At 37.3% G+C, this 18,686-nt stretch carries 23 protein-coding genes; 19 read left to right on the top strand and 4 right to left on the bottom strand.

Annotated elements, in window-relative coordinates:
• The 19 genes from IGJ17_RS17190 to IGJ17_RS17100 form a co-directional block, all read left to right on the top strand.
• The coding region (locus IGJ17_RS17190) for a DUF3991 domain-containing protein (RefSeq protein WP_429961656.1) at nt 1-2,489 on the top strand (2,489 nt) is incomplete at its 5' end.
• Between the two features lie 13 nt (nt 2,490-2,502).
• Nucleotides 2,503-2,916 carry a CPBP family intramembrane glutamic endopeptidase gene (locus IGJ17_RS17185; RefSeq protein WP_429961655.1) on the top strand — a complete coding sequence of 138 codons (414 nt, stop codon included), beginning with the start codon at nt 2,503-2,505 and terminating at the stop codon, nt 2,914-2,916.
• A 61-nt stretch (nt 2,917-2,977) separates the two neighbouring features.
• Nucleotides 2,978-5,158: a DNA topoisomerase 3 gene (locus IGJ17_RS17180; protein ID WP_429961654.1), complete on the top strand. Its 2,181-nt coding sequence runs from the start codon at nt 2,978-2,980 to the stop codon at nt 5,156-5,158.
• Complete coding sequence (gene ssb / locus IGJ17_RS17175; RefSeq protein ID WP_142960365.1) at nt 5,155-5,619, top strand: single-stranded DNA-binding protein; 465 nt, start codon at nt 5,155-5,157, stop codon at nt 5,617-5,619. Before IGJ17_RS17180 ends, ssb begins: the two co-directional genes overlap by 4 nt.
• A 105-nt stretch (nt 5,620-5,724) precedes the next feature.
• On the top strand, nt 5,725-6,204 hold the full coding sequence (locus IGJ17_RS17170; RefSeq protein ID WP_313266021.1) for a transcriptional regulator: 480 nt from the start codon (nt 5,725-5,727) through the stop codon (nt 6,202-6,204).
• Between the two features lie 232 nt (nt 6,205-6,436).
• Nucleotides 6,437-6,640 (top strand): hypothetical protein, encoded by a 204-nt coding sequence (locus IGJ17_RS17165; RefSeq protein ID WP_010750032.1) that lies wholly within the window; start codon nt 6,437-6,439, stop codon nt 6,638-6,640.
• 351 nt (nt 6,641-6,991) lie between these two features.
• Nucleotides 6,992-8,449, top strand: coding sequence for a DNA (cytosine-5-)-methyltransferase (gene dcm / locus IGJ17_RS17160; protein ID WP_429961653.1), 1,458 nt, complete (start codon nt 6,992-6,994; stop codon nt 8,447-8,449).
• A gap of 315 nt (nt 8,450-8,764) precedes the next feature.
• Nucleotides 8,765-8,968 (top strand): hypothetical protein, encoded by a 204-nt coding sequence (locus IGJ17_RS17155; protein WP_086373464.1) that lies wholly within the window; start codon nt 8,765-8,767, stop codon nt 8,966-8,968.
• Between the two features lie 44 nt (nt 8,969-9,012).
• Nucleotides 9,013-9,342 (top strand): hypothetical protein, encoded by a 330-nt coding sequence (locus IGJ17_RS17150; RefSeq protein WP_142967603.1) that lies wholly within the window; start codon nt 9,013-9,015, stop codon nt 9,340-9,342.
• Between the two features lie 92 nt (nt 9,343-9,434).
• Nucleotides 9,435-9,614 carry a hypothetical protein gene (locus tag IGJ17_RS17145; protein ID WP_010748127.1) on the top strand — a complete coding sequence of 60 codons (180 nt, stop codon included), beginning with the start codon at nt 9,435-9,437 and terminating at the stop codon, nt 9,612-9,614.
• A 98-nt stretch (nt 9,615-9,712) separates the two neighbouring features.
• Nucleotides 9,713-10,375 (top strand): DUF2786 domain-containing protein, encoded by a 663-nt coding sequence (locus tag IGJ17_RS17140; RefSeq protein WP_347483681.1) that lies wholly within the window; start codon nt 9,713-9,715, stop codon nt 10,373-10,375.
• A gap of 27 nt (nt 10,376-10,402) precedes the next feature.
• Nucleotides 10,403-10,648: a hypothetical protein gene (locus IGJ17_RS17135; protein ID WP_104870835.1), complete on the top strand. Its 246-nt coding sequence runs from the start codon at nt 10,403-10,405 to the stop codon at nt 10,646-10,648.
• Nucleotides 10,605-10,961: a hypothetical protein gene (locus IGJ17_RS17130; RefSeq protein WP_429947154.1), complete on the top strand. Its 357-nt coding sequence runs from the start codon at nt 10,605-10,607 to the stop codon at nt 10,959-10,961. Before IGJ17_RS17135 ends, IGJ17_RS17130 begins: the two co-directional genes overlap by 44 nt.
• Before the next feature lie 42 nt (nt 10,962-11,003).
• Nucleotides 11,004-11,390: a DUF6075 family protein gene (locus tag IGJ17_RS17125; RefSeq protein ID WP_429947152.1), complete on the top strand. Its 387-nt coding sequence runs from the start codon at nt 11,004-11,006 to the stop codon at nt 11,388-11,390.
• A gap of 201 nt (nt 11,391-11,591) precedes the next feature.
• Complete coding sequence (locus IGJ17_RS17120) at nt 11,592-12,095, top strand: hypothetical protein (protein ID WP_429947150.1); 504 nt, start codon at nt 11,592-11,594, stop codon at nt 12,093-12,095.
• A gap of 94 nt (nt 12,096-12,189) precedes the next feature.
• Nucleotides 12,190-12,465: a YvrJ family protein gene (locus IGJ17_RS17115; protein WP_429947170.1), complete on the top strand. Its 276-nt coding sequence runs from the start codon at nt 12,190-12,192 to the stop codon at nt 12,463-12,465.
• A 45-nt stretch (nt 12,466-12,510) separates the two neighbouring features.
• Nucleotides 12,511-12,756, top strand: coding sequence for a helix-turn-helix domain-containing protein (locus IGJ17_RS17110; RefSeq protein WP_429947148.1), 246 nt, complete (start codon nt 12,511-12,513; stop codon nt 12,754-12,756).
• 904 nt (nt 12,757-13,660) lie between these two features.
• Nucleotides 13,661-14,029, top strand: coding sequence for a BlaI/MecI/CopY family transcriptional regulator (locus IGJ17_RS17105; protein WP_429947146.1), 369 nt, complete (start codon nt 13,661-13,663; stop codon nt 14,027-14,029).
• Between the two features lie 116 nt (nt 14,030-14,145).
• Entirely contained in the window at nt 14,146-14,781 is a 636-nt protein-coding gene (locus IGJ17_RS17100; protein WP_429961652.1) for a recombinase family protein, read from the top strand.
• 727 nt (nt 14,782-15,508) lie between these two features.
• Here the strand turns inward: IGJ17_RS17100 and IGJ17_RS17095 are convergent.
• The 4 genes from IGJ17_RS17095 to IGJ17_RS17080 all read right to left on the bottom strand — a co-directional run bounded on the left by IGJ17_RS17095 (nt 15,509) and on the right by IGJ17_RS17080 (nt 18,685).
• Nucleotides 15,509-16,096, bottom strand: coding sequence for an SOS response-associated peptidase (locus IGJ17_RS17095; RefSeq protein WP_429961651.1), 588 nt, complete (start codon nt 16,094-16,096; stop codon nt 15,509-15,511).
• A 92-nt stretch (nt 16,097-16,188) separates the two neighbouring features.
• Nucleotides 16,189-16,695 (bottom strand): hypothetical protein, encoded by a 507-nt coding sequence (locus IGJ17_RS17090; protein ID WP_429961650.1) that lies wholly within the window; start codon nt 16,693-16,695, stop codon nt 16,189-16,191.
• Nucleotides 16,679-18,058: a Y-family DNA polymerase gene (locus IGJ17_RS17085; protein WP_429961649.1), complete on the bottom strand. Its 1,380-nt coding sequence runs from the start codon at nt 18,056-18,058 to the stop codon at nt 16,679-16,681. The genes IGJ17_RS17090 and IGJ17_RS17085 overlap by 17 nt, the downstream gene beginning before the upstream one ends.
• Before the next feature lie 255 nt (nt 18,059-18,313).
• Nucleotides 18,314-18,685, bottom strand: a complete 372-nt coding sequence (locus IGJ17_RS17080) for a hypothetical protein (protein ID WP_016612373.1) — start codon at nt 18,683-18,685, stop codon at nt 18,314-18,316.
• Between the last annotated feature and the right edge of the window lies 1 nt (nt 18,686).

Here is an 18,686-nt window from a genome sequence, read left to right as displayed (position 1 = left end):
ATTATAAAAAGCTTGAATCGTTAGCTGCAAAAGATAAGAAAGATGTTCTAACAAACGATCATTCAAAAGCAGATTACTATTTAAGAATTGAAAACCATGCAGAGGGGGCTTTTTTCAGAATCTATACAGATGAGGAAAATATTTTTAAAAGTACAGTAGCGTCCTATGAGTTTGATTTACATGCGCAATTAACTGAGGAAAATATTTGGTTCAGTCAAGATCATAAAGAAGCTGAAGAGAAATTAAATGCTGATTTTTTGGTAAATGACCGATTGAATCCAAAATATCTTTCCTCTTTTATTAGCCAATGGAATGACTATAAAAAACAGAATAATGTTTATATGGGCGTGCCTATTGATCATGGACTGATCGAATTTGATCCGAGTGATTACTATAAAGGAACTGCAGTACCTTTGACACAAGGGAAACTCACAATCGTTAACCTAGATACTCAAAAGAAAGTTGAACCTTCTGAAGAAAAACGGTCAGTCAAAAAAAGAAAATCAGCCGATGAATTAAAAAAAGAAACCGATCAACTCGTCAAAGATGCCATGGAAAATATCAAGAATCATTTTGATGATCCGGAAGACGTCTTAGAATTAGGTGCGTTTATGAGTAAGTTTTACAATTACTCACTAAAAAATACGGCATTGATCCAAAAGCAATTACCTCATGCTCACGCTGTTGCCGGTGCGAAAAAATTCAAAGAAGCTGGCTTCTTTATTCGCAAGGGAGAAAAAGCAATACGGGTTTTGGCGCCAACAACGTATAAATGTTTTATCAACGAACAGGGACGTTCACAGTCATTATCAAAAGCCACTAAGCAACAAAAAGAGAAAATTCTCAAAGGAGAATTGAAAACAGAAGAAAGAAGGGCATTCAAAAACGTGCCGGTCTTTGACATTAGTCAGACGACGGCCACAGCTGATGATCTGCCGAAAATTTTCCCAAATCGTCCTTATAACTTTGATTTGACGAAGGCCACAAACACGAAACTGTTATACCAATCATTAGAAACCTATGCCTTATCAGAAGGCCTGACGATCATTGATGATCTTACGACTGTTACGCCGGTGTTAGGAACCGCAAAAGGGGCATATGGTCAGGGCATCGATGGCTCAGAAATGCTTTTCATGAATCCTCGGTTTACACAAGCAGAACAAGTGCCAACTATGATCCACGAATTGGCACATGCAAAACTTCACTCAAAAGCGAGTAATTCGACTTATTCTAGCTCAGTCAAAGAATTTCAAGCGGAGCTGGCTGCGTATATCGTTGCCCACCATTACGGTATTGATACAAAAGAAGAATCGATTCCTTATATTGCGGCTTGGACAAAGAATGGTCATACCGTTGAGGATAAATTGGCTCAAATGGAAGAGGTGAAAGTGTTCTCTCGCCAAATGATTGAACAGATCGATACGCAACTGATGATCCATCAAGAATTGGAACAACAAGAACAAGAAAAAGCGCCCACGGTAGAAAAACAAAAGCTGACCGAATCACAAAAGACTTACAGAACGTTCTCGGAACAGATTGCTTTTGCGAAGACGGTATCGATCCTAGATATCGCTTTGAAAAATGGCATCAATTTGATCCAGGACTCGAAAAAACAGTATCGGCTAGCTGACAATCATTCCTTGGTAATCACGGCTGATAAGAACTTGTTCATTGAAAATAATGGGAACTTTGGTGGCGGGCCAATCGATTTCGTTCAAAAAGTTGTTGGTATCGAGGATTTTAAATCCGCTGTACACCATATTACAGATAGCGAATATGAGATTTCCGATGTAGCACCGTCTGAACAACGGGAATTTACCTACAACAAAGAAAACGAACGGGACTTTGTTCGTGCGAAGAAATACTTGATCGATGATCGCTGCATTGATGAAGAAATCGTTTCTGTTCTTCATAATAAGGGTCTTTTGCAACAAGACAAGCGCAACAATGTCTTGTTATTATGGAATGATCATGGAAAGATCGCTGGCTGCAGCGAAAAAGGTACGATTCCGGATTCAACCTGGAAGAAAATTCAGACAGGATCCGACAGTAAAATCGGATTTAATGTACGTAATGGCGAGCCGAAAAAGTTGAAGTTTTTTGAAGCTGGCGTCGATCTTATGAGCTATATGTCCTTGAATAAAAGCAATCTAAAAGATACCTGGTTTGTTTCTATGGAAGGATTGAAACCAGAAACGGTTTATCACTATTTGGAAGAAGCACAACAAGTCAGTCCTTCAGGAATTGAAGAAATTGCCTTGTGTGTCGATAACGATGAAGCCGGAAAAGCCTTTTTCGATAAGTTCCAACAATTTACTTTCAATCAAAAAGAAAAAGCACCGCTTGAATTTCAAGCAGAGTTTCCGCAAGCTCCGGTCGGACAAGAAACGCAAAAATGGGATTGGAACAATGAGCTGGTCTATCAAGTAAACGAGGGCGAAAATCAAAGAAAAAAGTCTCTCGAATCTGAACCAGCATTGAGCTTATAAAGAAGGTGAACGGATGAAACGAATGATTTTTACAATCATTCAGGGAATAGGGATGGCCGTTGTGCTATCCCTTCTTAGTATGTGGATAGGCGAACAATTTTTTTCAACGTATCTTCCTAGACTTCCTGAAGCAAGACACGGAATTTCCATTTCCGCCGCAACGTTCTCTATTGTATTGGCACCGATCATTGAAGAATACTTGATACGGGTCAAACTATTGCCTTTTTTGATCCGACGTACGAATTTACCAGCTGCAGTTCTTTTCTCTAGTTTCATTTTTTCTGTTTTACATGGGCAGGTTTTTCTACTGCCCTATTTTTTAAATAGCCTGGTCTATTCGTGGGTTTCACTCAAAACAAAAAATACTTATGGATCGATGATCGTTCATAGTGCTTATAATTTTATCGCCCTGATTCCTGGTTTATAAGAAATCTAAACTATTTTTCGTTATACTGATTATCAATCACAAAAAAAGAGGTGTGTACGTATTGACTACCGTAATTTTAGCAGAAAAACCAAGTCAAGCAGCTTCCTATGCAGGTGCGTTAAAGCATAGCGTGAAGAAGGATGGCTTTTTTGAGATCCAAGATCCAATTTTTCCAGATGAGACCTTTATCACCTTTGGCTTCGGCCATTTGGTCGAATTAGCAGAACCAGGTCATTATGATGAAAAATGGAAGAGTTGGGCATTGGATGCATTGCCTATCTTTCCGCAACAATATGATTTTCAGGTCGCAGCTGACAAGAAAAAACAATTTAAGATCGTTTCCGGACTGCTAAAGAAAGCCGATACGATCATTATTGCAACAGATAGTGATCGAGAGGGGGAAAATATCGCCTGGTCGATCATTCATGAATCAGGCGCTTTTTCTAATAAAAAAACATACAAGCGTTTATGGATCAATAGTCTTGAAAAAGATGTAATTCGTAGTGGGTTTAAAAACTTAAAGCCAGGAATGAACTATTATCCTTTTTATCAAGAAGCACAGACACGGCAAATTGCCGACTGGCTCATTGGCATGAACGGGAGTATGCTTTATACGTTGAATCTTCGTTCAAAAGGGGCAAATGGAACGTTCTCTCTTGGACGGGTACAAACACCAACGCTTTACATGATCTATCAACGCCAACAAATGATTGAGCATTTTAAAAAAGAACCATTTTATGAAATCGAATCATTGATCAAGGCAACGAATGGCTCGTTCAAAGCCCTATTAAGCCCGTCACAACGTTTTTCTACTAAAGAGGAACTACTTTCCTTTGTTTCTTCTAAGGGCGCTGCAATCGGCACACAACCAGGAACAATTAAAGATCTTCAAACAAAAATGAAGAAAACGAATAGTCCCAATTTATTCTCATTGAGCAGCCTGCAGTCAAAAATCAATCAGCTGTATAAAGCAACAGCCAGTCAGACGTTGAAAGCCATGCAAGGACTGTATGAAGCAAAATTGTTGAGCTATCCAAGAACAGATACACCATTTATTACAGACAGTGAATTTCAGTACTTAAAAGCGAATTACGACAGTTATGCCCGTTTTTTATCCATAGATGAACCCATGGCACAAGATCAGCCAAGAAAGCGATATGTCGATGGAAGTAAGGTGCAAGAGCATTACGCCATTATTCCAACGAAGCAAGTCGCAAGTGAGTCAGCCTTTAATAAATTAGATGATCTACAAAAGAAAATCTATTTGCTCGTCATGAAAACAACGATCGCCATGTTTTTACCAGATTATACTTATGAAGAAACCGTAATAGAAACCATAGTGTCAACTCTCTGTTTTAAAGCGACGGGAAAAGTGCCAAAAGTCGAGGGATGGAAGATCTTATTCAAAGCCGATACCAACAAGGAGAACGAAGAGAGCCAAACATTACCAACTGTGACGATCGGTGAAGCGATTCAAGCGGATGTAAAAAGTGTGGAGAAAGAGACGCAGCCGCCGAAACCATTTACTGAAGGCACGTTACTTACAGCAATGAAAACGGCTAATAAGACCGTAGATGATGAACAAGCAATCAAGATCCTTCAGGAAGTCGAAGGAATCGGTACAGAAGCGACACGTGCGAGCATTATAGAGACATTGAAGCAAAAAGAATATATCAAAGTTGAAAAAAATAAATTGATCGTTACCGAAAAAGGAAAATTATTGTGCCAGGCAGTCGAAAGCCAGCACTTATTGACGAGTGCTGAAATGACGGCAAAATGGGAAACGTACTTAAAGAAAATCGGGAAAAAAGAAGGGAATCAAGAGACTTTTATTGCCAATATCAAGAAGTTTATCGTGCATTTGATCGAACACGTGCCAGATGATGTTCAGAAGTTGAATTTCCACACCTACCAAGCGGAAGTCAAAAAAGAAGCTGATAAGCAGACGATCGGGAAGTGTCCGAAATGTGGCGGAAATGTGGTGTTGAAAAAGTCTTTCTACGGTTGTTCGAATTATCCTAACTGTACGTTTACGTTATCTGATCAGTTCCGGAAGAAAAAATTGACGAAAACCAATCTGAAGGATTTGTTAGTCGGGAAAGAAACCGTGGTTTCAGGAATCAAAAAGGCAGACAAGACGACCTATAATGCAAAAATCAAGTTGAGCGATACGGGACAGATCACTTTTGTATCATTTGTCAATGCGCCAAAAAAAGCAAAGAAAGTAGGGAATAAAGCATGATCAATAACGTCGTATTAGTAGGAAGATTAACGAGAGATCCAGAATTAAAATTTACACCGAACGGTGCTGCAGTGGCCACGTTCACTTTGGCCGTGAATCGAAATTTTACCAATCAAAGCGGTCAAAGAGAAGCTGACTTCATAAATTGTGTCATTTGGCGTAAACCAGCCGAAACCCTTGCCAATTACGCCAAGAAAGGTACGCTTCTCGGCGTGACTGGACGTATTCAGACAAGATCTTACGATAACCCACAAGGACAGCGAGTGTACGTCACAGAAGTCGTGGCAGAGACGTTTCAATTAATGGAATCAAAAGATGTGTCTGAGCAGCGTGCGAATGAATCCAACGAAACAGCTGAAAAAAGCAAACCAACACCGCCACCGCTACCTAAACAAGAAACAGATCCATTTGCACAAAGCAGCTCGGCAATCGATTTACCAGATGATGATTTGCCATTTTGAGAAACAAAGACGAAAAAAGACCTGGAAACCCCAGGTCTTTTTTGATATAAAATTCAGGTTCAAACGACAACTGTTTGTATCACCTATCATGAAAAGAGGAATAATGTGCGATTATTTGATGTTCACCAATTTGAATTACCTGAAAAAGAGGTGATCGATTGGGAAAAAACCAAAGGAGAGATCGGATCGATGCTCTCTAGTTATCTTGTTTCAAGAGAAAGGATGGGATTGACGAGGATGCCGCCGATTCATTCAACGTATTCGCTCTTAGACCAAGATATACCAGAAATCAAACACTCTAGCTTTGTTCAAGAAAATCAGCAGTTCAAACAAGAGTTTCTTTATTTTCACCACTTGTTTTCTTTGGGTCTGACGGCTATTAGCCATCCATATAAACCAGAAATTACCGATCGGAGACGAAAGATCTTTTTGATGCGTTTTGTTTACGGATTATCAATCAATCACGTGAGCGATCGGATCCATTATCAGAAAAATGTGATCGTCGATGATTCTCAATCCGGCTTACTGCAGTTTGCGAAGGCTTTGTCTATTTTGGCTTTAAAAGAACAAGAGATCTCTGCCTGATCCTGGTATTTTTTTCTATCGATCCCTTCGGGTTGTGTCAGCAACACGGTTTCTGAAGGAGCGGTGGTGGTGGCTGGAGCGACTGAAGGAACAAGCATTTCACTCGGATTTAGACATAAAAAAAACGCTAAAAGCCTTGATAAATATAGGTTTTTAGCGTGAGTTATGGTATAATATGAGTACAGTAAAGTTTGTGACGGTGGCGCTTTTTTTGAAAGTGAGGTGGTGCATTATGAATGTACTATCGAAATCTGAAGAAAGGAGTAGCCTTTTGCAAGATGTGGATATAATCGGCATTTTGTTAGCAATAGCGCCTGTTTTATTAGCCTTCATTGGTTTAATCGAAGCATGTGTGAAACTAGCAGATACGATTATAAACACTCGTTCTTCTAAGCGTAAAAGCAAGAAGAAACGAAAAAAGAGTGCAAAAAAATAACCGTCAACTTTAGCAGGGTTACGGTTATTTTTAACTAATTGATCCGCCGCCGTCTTAAACGGTGCTGTAGGGGAGTTGTTAGCGCAACTCCTCTTTACATAGTAATTATAGCAAGATTTCAGTGAAATATCAACCTTTTGCTCTACAGACGTGCCTTGCACGTCTATTTTTTTTGCCCTCCTAAGTGGTGGAGGCGGCTGGAACGTGGAGGGCAAAAAGATCGCTTTTCTTTCTTAAAAAAAGGCCTAAGTACCACCATTGTTCCGAAATTTAACCATCCATTTTCTCGGTATTCTTAATCCATCAGGTACTTGAAATACCTTTCATGCGCATGAAGAAACTGAGTGAACAATGGAAAATGGTACAACAGAAAATAAAGGCACCTTTTTAGATCTTTTTTCAGGAATCGGAGGATTTCGTTTAGGGATGGAACAAGCTGGCTACCGATGTGTTGGGTATTGTGAGATCGATGGCCATGCCAGAAAAAGTTATCAATCAATTTTTGACACAAAACAGGAGGTAGAAATGCATGATATCACAAAACTTTCAGATGAATTTATTCGAGGAATCGGACGTGTGGACATTATCACGGGAGGATTTCCGTGCCAAGCTTTCAGCCTTGCAGGAAAAAGAAAAGGTTTTTCAGATACTAGAGGAACTCTCTTTTTTGAGATTGCACGCTTCGCATCTATCTTGCGACCTAAGCTTTTATACCTTGAAAACGTCAAAGGACTCCTCAACCATGAACGAGGGGCTACGTTTGAGACGATCCTCCGAACCCTGGATGAATTGGGGTATGACGTGGAGTGGCAACTGTTTAACAGCAAAGAGTTTGTCGCCCAAAACAGAGAGCGTGTATTTATTATCGGACATCTTAGAGGAGCAGGTACCAAAAAGATTTTTCCTCTCACAAGAGAAGAAGGATCAGCTGATCAAAAATCAGGAAGGATCCATTTAGCTGGAACGACACATGCAGCGAATGATTTAAGTCGATTTACACGAGAAAGAACGTACTATACGGACGGTCTGATGGGGACTTTGACAGCAACGGACTACAAAACACCGAAACAAATCGTTGTTGGCAACGTCAATCCAAGTGGTGGAGGAATGAATGGCCAAGTGTATGACGCTTCAGGACTTAGTCCTACGATTACCACAAACAAAGGAGAAGGAAATAAAATTGCGATCCCGATCCTAACGCCAGATAAAGCTACTATTCGTCAAAACGGCCGTAGAATGAAGGAAAATGAAGCGCCGATGTTTACCTTAACCACACAAGATCGTCACGGAATTATCGTTGCAGGGTCGATCGATGGTTCCTATCGATCAGCTGCAGCGATCCATTCCGTAGAAGGGTTATGCCCTACACTTACCACCATGAGTGGTGGCGGCCACGAACCCAAAATACTGGTGAAAGAAGCCACGAAAAAAGGCTATACTGCAGCACTACCAGGCGATAGTATCAATTTCGCTTATCCTAAATCTACAAAACGTCGGGGACGTGTGGGAAATCAGCAAGCAAATACCGTCGTTACAGGTGATCAGCAAGCCGTAGTAACCGATGATTTTCAGATCCGGAAACTAACACCACTTGAATGTTGGCGACTGCAGTCGTTTCCTGATTGGGCCTTTTTGGCAGCGAAATTCGGTAGTAGGCAGATCGCTGAAGAAATAATCAGTAACGGGCTTGATCACTATAACTGCAGGTATGATCAAAAGACTTCGGACAGTCAGCTGTACAAACAAGCTGGAAATTCGGTTACTGTATCAGTCATTTATTTCATAGCAAAACACTTCCAAATTGGTTAAAATCAACTTTTTTGACCATTAAAATCAAAAAAAAAGCAATAATAGATTGTCACTATCGGTATACCGTGGTATAATAAATACAACGGTATACCGATATGTTTAATTTTTAGAAAGTATCTATAACTATCTGAAGATCCGGTATACGGATAAAAAAGGGAGGGATCACTACTGCAAAATAAAAAAGCACTTATTCTGAGTGGGTCAGAACAAGCGCAAGTAACAAATCCTTTGACGGGAATGCTACTACTCAAAATATACCATAATTGTGAGTAGTGGCAAGTTTTAATTGTCATACTCCTTTCAGGAGGAAAAAAGATGTACGCAGATAAAGATAAGATAGAATGGTTGCTTTTTGAAAGTGGAAAATCATTGTATGAAATTCAAAAAAAATCAGGAGTTGCCGCAACAACCGTTGCAGATCTTGCTCATAAAAGATCTTCTATAGAAAGAATGCGATTTGACAATGCCGCCAAGCTTACAAAACTTGCGGATCAACTAAAAGAAGAAACCACTGAATAATTAGAGCTTGGTCTTGTAACTCCTTATCTCTAGGAGGAAAAATAATGAACGCCGTTTTAAATAAGAAAAAATGTACTGTGATATTTGATCACTATGAAGATAACAACAATGTAGCGATTCAATTGATTAAGAAAAGAAGAGGTCAGTCTGAAGAAGAGTTGCTTGCTACGGCTACGGTAAACACGAGTATCGGAATCAGACAAGATTTCGTCGCAATCAAAGGGTGGTCTGAAAATACGGGCATTGAAGATGTACTGATAGAAGCTGGTGTCATTTGTGAGGAAGCTGTAGGGGCAATTCCTTGTGGCATGGCTGTTGCAAAAGTCTTTCCGCTTACAGAAGAAGCAAAGGAAGTCATGAAAAACAATCAGTAGAAAAGAGTCCGTTCAAAGCTGCGGCGAGTGTGATTTACGCTCGCTGCGTCTTTGATTAAATCTTTGATCGTTTCAATGAAGGAGAGCGAGTTATGGCCATTGCAAAAGGAAATACACGTCTTCCTGTAACGCTTAATGAAAAGAGGAAGCAGGGACTGAAGCACTTGAACACCAAGTACAAGAAAAGTGAATCGAAATTAATGTGTATCGCTTTAGATATGTTGCTTGAGCAAGAAAAAGCGGGATTTGAGATTCCTGCGCTCAGAAAGTGACCGCACTTTATTTTCTATTTCATTGAAGTGCTATCACTTATCAGTGAAACCGTTATCCAATACGTGGTAAACTAAAATCAGACAAAAGGTGAGATCCAATGGATGAAAAAGCCAAAAAGAAGATCGTAAAATTATTAGCACTTGCAAATGATGCCAATGACGAAGAGTCGATGTCAGCCTTGGCAAAAGCACAAGAGTTGATGCTTCAGCATAATATCGATGAATCAGACGTTTTTCATTATAAGCAAGAACAAAAGTCAGAAGCAGTGATCAATACGGTGATTTATGAAGGCCGGCCACAAAAATGGCTTTACCGATTGGCGAGGATCATTGCTAAAAATTTTCGTGTCCGGTATTACTATGTGTCCGGAAAACCGATTGAACTTCACTTTGTTGGGATCGTGTCCGATGTACAAATTGCTCAAATCACGTTTGAGTATGCTCGTGGTAGTGCCAGCTACTGTGCAAGGCAGTTTCTTCAGTTGCCAGAGATCAGACGAAAATACAAACGGAAATGGCAGTTAAAACAAGACTATTTGGAAGGATACTTGAAAGGTTTGTCGCAAACATTTCGAAAACAAGTGCTGACAAACGGCTATGAATTGGCTTTGCAAGTACCTGAAGTGGTTCAGGCTGAAGTCGAAAAAATTGGACTGGTACCTGGTAAAGATACCTCTCACACCGTGAGGGATCGGGAAGCATTTTACTCCGGTTATGCAGAAGGTGTCCGTTTTAAGGATAAGGATCGATTAGGTGCTTAATCGTATGTTGAAAGGGGACTTATAAAGATGGCTGAAGAAAGACAATGTTACGGTGGGCAATGGAAAGTACCAATAACGCCCTACAATCGACGCTTATACTGGCCGCCTAGCTGGATCAAATGTGATTGCGGTGAGTTAGCAAAACGAGTTTATGTAAGAAAAGGGGACTTTCTTTATCCTAATGGTCATTATTTATGTAAAGCGTGTCAACGGGAGTATCAGAAGGTCGATGGAAGAGATCAATTTATCCTGGTCAAACCAAATGAAGAATGATGTAGGTGGTAAACTAATTTCTCTTGAAGCTAGAAGAGAAAAGGTCTGGACAGTGATCGTTTTCAACCATTTTTCTAAGGAACTGATGGGATTTTTAAGTAACGCTGCGACGGTTGAGAATTTGCAATTTACGCAAAGAAAAGAAGAGTTAGGTATTTTTAAGGAGAACGAAGCAAAAGCGATCCTTGATGCCATACTTGAGCTAAAAGATGAAGAGGATGTGATCCGCAAAACTTTTACAGATAGCGGTCATGTAGACTGGGTATCTGGAACGTATTTTGATTTTGAAATTGCAAAAGTGACGTTCGAGTAATTGCTGAAGGAATGGTCAAAACCAATTAGAGGAGGAACAATAATGGAAGAATTATTTCTAAACAAGGAACATATTGCCAGATTTAATTTTATGATGGATGAATTGAGCTTTACAGATCTTCGAGATCCTTATTGGCGTAGCTTGGTTTTTATTTTCACTGGTGATGAAAGATTATTTAACCAACGTCGCTCTATGGTTAATTTTGTCCAAAAAGAAATCAATAGTGACCTATGGTTTGATGGCACTTTATCCGGTGGGGAGCAACGACTGGTTGCTTTAGCCTATAACTTGTTTACCAATCAAGATTTCTATGAATTCGAAAACGGCAAGAGGTATAATATTTCGCCGTTAGAAGTATTTTCTGGTGTTGATGAAGCTGGCTATCAGCTGGCCAAGAACGCAATCGACATAAGGCTGCAGTTCTACTAATTCAATTCCATAAAAGAATAGTTTCAACTCTTAGGACGTGCATAGCACGTCTTTTTTTATTCAAAGCTAATGAAGTCGCCGATAAATGTATAAATTATAGTTTACAAAAAAAAGAAAGAAAACAATAATCCTGCATACTGGTGACATCAAATAAATATTGATCAATAAATTTGATAAAAAAAATTAGGAGGAGAGAAAAAAATGGCATTTCAATCAGAACGATGGGCAACAATTCAAGTGACAGCAGCAAATTTAGAAGGGGCTAGACAATTTCAACAACTATTTTTGGATAATAAATATGCACCAAAAGCAAATTATAGCGTATTGGTAAAACTATTTGAAAGCAAGGCGAAAAGTTGGGTTCAAGGTGGAGTTATTTCTGCTCTGACATTGGCCAGTTGGCCAGCAGCCGGGTTTGCTACAATAGCAACCCTATGTACAAGTATGGTCGATGTAATTGGTAAACAAGCTGCTGCAACGGAATACGACCAATTAATTGCAGGACGAAAAGCAGTCGAAGAAGTCAAAGCATATATCACAAAAAACAATTACAAGATGGCAGAAGTAACTTTCAGATTGCGTGTTTATGATAATCCAGCAACTGGAAATAAAGTATCATTTTTCTTAGGCAATTCTAAAAATATTAGTGCTGCTTACGAAATTAAACGAGTTCAGTTACAAAATGGTAAATGGTTAGAAAAATAATATCAAAAAGAGAATAGTCCCAGTTTAGAGGACTATTCTCTTTTTAATTCCCAATAATATATCGAAGAATGAATTTATTAATTGTAATATATAAATTATAATTTACAAATTAATTATCTGTATTAAAGTTATTTTATCCTCTTCCTATGATAGGAGGGGAAAAATATGCATACAGAAATTAATCCATTCGGATAAGAAAGTAAGGGGGAGTCAATATGGAAAATTTGGAGTAATCGCAGAAATAGTTGCAAACATAGGTTTTCCTATAGTGTTATCGATATTTTTTTTAACAGAGTTAGACAAGGCTATTGAAAAACTTCAAGAATCAATCAATGAAATTCTGCGAATAATAAAGAAAGAAAAAGATTAACGGATTTATCCGTTAATCTTTATTCCGTATAAAGGGGTTTATTACATGAATGATGCTATCGTAGGTAAAATACTTAAACAGATAAGAAAAGGTAAGAAACTGACAGTAAGGTATCTTACTGAAGACATAATCACTCCACAACATTATTATAAGGTTGAAAAAGGAGAAGCTTACCTGAGCAGCAATTTTCTATTGCAAATTCTTAATCGCATGAACGTTTCTTATAAAGAATTTTCTATTTTAATTAACTCAGAAATAGAACGGAAAAAAAAATATTTGATGGAAATATAATTGATCAAAAACCTGTTGATTTCGATTCTGACTTTTTCTTTCAACATTATTTTAAAAAAGAAAATTTAAATGAAAAAGAAATTAATCTTCTAAAAAAATATTTGTTTGAGAAAGAAGAATTCTTTCACTATGAATTCTCCTTGTTTAACAACTTTTTAACCTATTTTGATGATAAATTTATTTCCCTATTACTCCCAACTGTAGAGTGTTATTTAAACACTGTAAGTATGATATCAGAATACAAAATCGAAAAAATAATTTTTTATATTAATCTAGCTTTTAATTATTTAAATAAGAACAGAAATTTATCTGAATTCAAAAAAATTTTCTCCGAGCTATCCCTATTAATTGAAGATAACTTATTTGATATTCCTATTCTTCAATATTATAAGTATGAATTGCTATATTCATATGTAAGGGGTAACATTAGTAAAGAGAAGTTTTTGTTATTAAGCAAAATGAATAAAGAAGAGACTAAAGAAGCTATAGGAAAAACATTAGATATTAATTTTAATTGTTACGGTATTTAAAAGAAACTAAGCTTTATATTTATTTTGATGTGATGTATTATATATAAAAGCAAAAAAATATATATAAGGAGATTTATATATGAAATCCAACTTCAGTAAGTTACCTTACCATCTGAGAAAATGGTATGCATGGCTATATATGGTACCACTAATTTTGACCCTGATAGTTATAACCTTAACTGATTGGCTGAATGGTTATTCGTTAGCAGCGTTGTTTTTACTACTATATGGTATTAGTTGTTATTTTTCTACCAAAGCAACTGATGGTAGGAAACAATGGATTATAGTAGATACTATTATATATGTGTTTTTACTAGTGGTCGCTTTGATATTTTACAAATAGAGAAGCATCGGAAAAAGGTAAGGAGACTATTATGTCAGAATTAAGTAAATCTGAATACCAGATTCTTCGCTATTTCTATGAATTCAACCAGACTTTAACTAAACATGAATTATTAGAAAGATTGCCAAAACTAAACGAGAATACGACTGCTGCTGTGATAAGAAAACTATTAAGCAAAGGATATTTGGAAGTAGGAGAAATTAAATATTCTCAGAATGTGTTAGCACGTGCTTACAGACCTAGTATTCCTTTTGGAGAATTTATAAAAAACGAATATGGAGAAGTGGTTTTGAAAAAATTAGTAGATCACGCAGTAAGTTCTTTAAAGACCAAACAACAAACAGAATATTTTTCGAATCTTATAACTGAAAGAAAAAATCTCATAAAAAAGAATAGTTGAATTTTTTATTTTTTCGGTAGACTGTTCGAGAATTTAAAAGAGGGTCAGAAACTTAAAAGTTTTTGACCCCGTTTTAATTTCTTGATATACTTGACTTTGACAGGTGTCAAAAACTTATGTCCAGAAAGTGTGAGCGAAAATTGACAGTTTATGGGTATTCACGAGTCAGTACCAGCAGCCAAGACTACAAGACACAAATTCAAAAACTAGAGCAAGCCGGTGCAAAAAAAATATATAGTGAAAAATATACAGGGACAAAAAAAGAAGGACGCAAGGAATTAGAAGAATTGCTTTCAATAGTACAGAAAGAGGATATAGTGTTGGTGACAAAAATTGATCGCTTAGCTAGAAGTATCGTGGATTTGAACTCAATTATTTCAAATCTCAACAATACGGGGGTCACGGTAACATTTTTAGACAATTCCTTGACTTTTGAGCCAAATAAAAGAGATTCAATGCAGACATTAATGATGAATATGTTAGGAAGCTTTGCGCAGTTTGAACGTGATCTAATCGTTACTCGAACTCAAGAAGGTAAAAATTGGCACCGTCAAAATATGACCGGATATAGAGAAGGTAGACCCAAAAGAGTCTTAAACTCCAAATACTTGCATGCGATAGAATTAATGGAAACTAATAGCATGAAAAATATTGTACGCAAAACTGGAATTTCTTTATCCACGTTAAAAAGGATTAAGAAGCAGGCAATAGAGGAAGGTATTTTATATAATGAAAATGAAAATATCACCTAACAATTTCTAACAATTTTTAAATTATAGTTATGAAAACCTTAATATACCTTGTTTTTTTTAAGTACAAGTGTTGACTTTCAGTTTGGATGCTGATAATATATGTATGTGAACATTTAAAAAACACGAGAACCTGTACCGCTTCACTTCCTTTTATAATGTATTTTAGGCAGTCAGGTATCTTATAAATCACGCCAATGATTTATAAGATTAGTTGTATCAGTTTTTCGAAGATGATTGGTACGACAGCGTTTATAAAATCCGTCAAGTCTAACAACCCGTTGACATGACAACAGTATAGTACAATAGTTAAAAGCACCAAAAATAGCAAAAACAATGCTATAAGTATAATTTTAAGATTGTTATCGTTTTTCTGAGGTGGTTCAGATGACACATTTTGGATAACCGTTATATGATTAACGGTTCCATAGTAGTTCTTTGTATTTAACATAATAATTGCGGCACATTGTTCTCGTATTTATATGACTACCTTCCTTGATTATAACACACTTTCGTGTTAAAAGTCAAGCTATTTGTTTTTGTTCACATTATAAGTTAATTTGTGTGTAATGATATTCTTAAAAAGCAGAGATTTTTCTATATCACTATTGTATATACATCAAAGATAACTGTAAACTTAAATTGTTAAAGACTTAATTGATAAAAGCCATTCACTTTACAAAGTGAATGGCTTTTTCTCTGAATATTACTCGTTTTTCTCACAAGAATATCATCCAGCTATACACCATTTTAAATCGGTCACAGTTGATATTAAGTAATTCCTTGCAAACTCTAAATCAACAATCCAATCCTTGATCTGTTCCTTCTTTAAAATTAAGGGCATCCGGTCATGTATTGGTTGTACAGTTTTATTTGGCTTTGTTGTCATGATAATTGATTCTGTTTCGAATCCAGCTCCAGTTTTATGAATTCGATAGAAGCCAGCAACATACATTACCTCAGTTTCTTCAGCTGAGAAAAGGATCTTATTTTTTTCTTGATCCCACTCATAAAATCCGGACATGGGAAACACGCACCGACTCTCTTTAAAAGGCTTGGAAAATGTCTTTTTTTCTTCTACTGTTTCCGCACGTGCATTGATCATGAGCTGGCCTTTTTTGAATCCTTGGAATCCCCACTTGGTAACGCCAGGAACAATTTGCGAATCTTTATTAAGGCCAAGTGTAACCACATGATTTGAAGGGAAAATTTCGTTATATCCAACTCGGACTTGCTTACTGGCAGCATTGGGAATTACTTGATCATAATAATTTTTCAATTCTGATGATGATAAATCAAATAAATATCGACCACACATATATTTTTCCTCCATTACTGATTATTTTAAAAAATCGTGTGCCACAGAGTCATTCTAAGGCGATTTCAAAGTCAAATGATGGACAATGATCTTCAATCGTCGTCTGCAAAGTCCTGATAATACTCATTTTTGATTAACTTGATCTCTTCTTCTATAGTACTCTCTTCTTTACTTTGCTTGTTGAGAGAAGATTCACCGTCCTGAAAATAATCAACTTTGAACCATTTTTCCTCTTGTTTTATAGATACGTGTCGGACGTCTGTCCAATAGATCAGTTGTTCATTCAGTACAAAATAGTCTTCATATGCTTCACCTAGAAATTGTCCTTCAACAGGATCCAGAAATCGCCCAAATTCGTCTTTAGTGTTTAATTGCAGCGATATAGGCTTATGATAAAGGAACGATTCGGATAGTATTGCGTCGATTTCCTCACGGTTCATTAACTCCAAACCGACAACTTCTTTTGTAGCCCAGGTTTCGTTTTCTAAGACACCTTTCATCAAATCATCCATGGCGTAAGCCGTTGCCCACTTCAATCCGAATGGCCGGTCTCTGTATTGATTATAGTCCGTAAATGTTTTCTTAGTACGCTTTACCATGACTTTCAGCACCTTCAAGTCCAGACATACCACCTGCATGTCCTCCGACAAGGCTGCTGCGAGCGATCGCACGTCCACCTTCCATTATGCTATTTGCATGAACGATCGACTTAAACCCAAATTTTTTGCGTATAGTATCTACCACATAATCGATTTTTAAGTCTTTTACTTGCTCGTCCGGATCTTCAAAGAGATCAAGCTGCAAAGCATTAGAATAAACGAGCTTTGAACAGTTTACTCCTACATTTCGAATATCCTGGTACTTGTAATGACGATCAAATATCTGCAGTAAGTAGTTTGCTATTTGTTTGCTGCTATTGGTTGCTGGCACCTTCATTTGCTGGTGAAATCCTCTACTTCCTGATTGATCGACGTAGCCCATTGAAAAGCCGATCCATAAAGAAACGACTTCAGCTTTCGCTCCTGTACGGCGTAACCTAGTTGCTACTTGATCGGCCATTTCTTTGATTACAATTTCTATTTCTTTTCGGCGTGTATAGTCCCGATTTAAGACCTGACTGTTCCCTATAGACTTAGATTTTACTTTGTATTTCTGACCTAAGAATGATCGATCAATGCCCCAGCTGTGTGCATACAGTTGAGTACCTAAGACGCCAAAATTTTGCTTCAGCTGATAATAATTTGCGTGTGCCAGATCATGCATAGTAAATATGCCCATTCGGTTCAGTCTGATTGCTGTCCGACGTCCTATCCCCCAAACGTCTGTAATGTTTTCTACAGACCAAAGCTTTTGCTGAACGTCTTCATAGCGCCATTCTGCTTTCATATCTGAATTTTTTTTGCTTTCGAGGTCTAGTGCGAATTTGGCCAAGAGCGGATTGTCACCTATCCCGATCGTTGTGAAGATTCCAGTTTGCCGATAAACGTCTGTTTGAATCATTCTCGCCAGCTCTCTTGCGTCCTTTGCACCGAACAGCTTTAATGAGTCTGTGACGTCCACGAAGCTCTCATCGATGCTGTATACGGAATGATTTTGCTCATCAGCATACTTCTTGTAAATATTGTTGATCTCCATGTTCTTTCTCATATATAGTGCCATCCTCGGTGGTGCAATCACGAGGTCTTCCGGATAAGGAAAAGGAAGATCTCGTGATCGACTGACATTAGAAATTCCATAGGCTTTTTTTGCGGCCGGACTCGATGCCAGGATTAACCCACTTCCTCGCTGAGAAGGATCGTCTGAAGGATAGGACATGACCACTAACTTTGTCTTTAAAGGATTTAGTCCTCTTTCTACGCATTCTACGGATGCATAAAATGACTTACAGTCGATACAGAGAATATCTCGTGAGGGTTCTTTAGTATAGTCAAACCTTGGATTTACGCCAAATTGCATAGCCATGATAAATCCCCTTTTCTAAAAAAAGATACGTTTTATATACACATTAGAACACACGTTCGCTTTTATAGTCAAGAGAACACGACTGGTTATATTTATAAATTATAAAATATAGAATATAAATTATAAAATAATATTTATAAAACCTTTGCTAGCGAGTAATTAATTGTATTTAAAGGCTTAATTTTTTTTGCAATTTATAATTTGCAAAATATAAATTATAAATTGTATTTTACAAAATATAAAAAGGAAGAAGATTTATATCTTCTTCCTTTTTTCTTTCTTATATATCCGTTCTCTTTCCTGATCTTTCTTGCGCTCTAATATTCGGTTGTAGGTTGTTTTTTGATTGTGATCGAAACGTGCAGTTCTTTCGTGAATTAATTCTTCGAGTAGTTCATAGGTATAATCATTATCAGTAGTATCAAGCAAAGCAGTAAATTCGCACCAGACTATCGCTGGTATACCAAGCGACTTATTGTTTATCTTCAATACGTCTTCTTCAGGGTGAATATTTTCTAGTAAATCTGTGTTGTCTGAAGTAAATGCTGATTTCGGTTTAGGGATTTCTTTATAAGAATTATCAGGTTTTTGCTTTGAAAAGAAACCTGGTTTTGCATTATCGGTCATG

This window comes from Enterococcus sp. DIV1096b, assembly GCF_050498765.1.
In the GTDB taxonomy this organism is placed as follows: domain Bacteria; phylum Bacillota; class Bacilli; order Lactobacillales; family Enterococcaceae; genus Enterococcus_D; species Enterococcus_D entomosocium.
The sequence above is the reverse complement of the archived record's forward strand: the minus strand, read 5'-3'. Positions and strand labels throughout refer to the sequence as shown.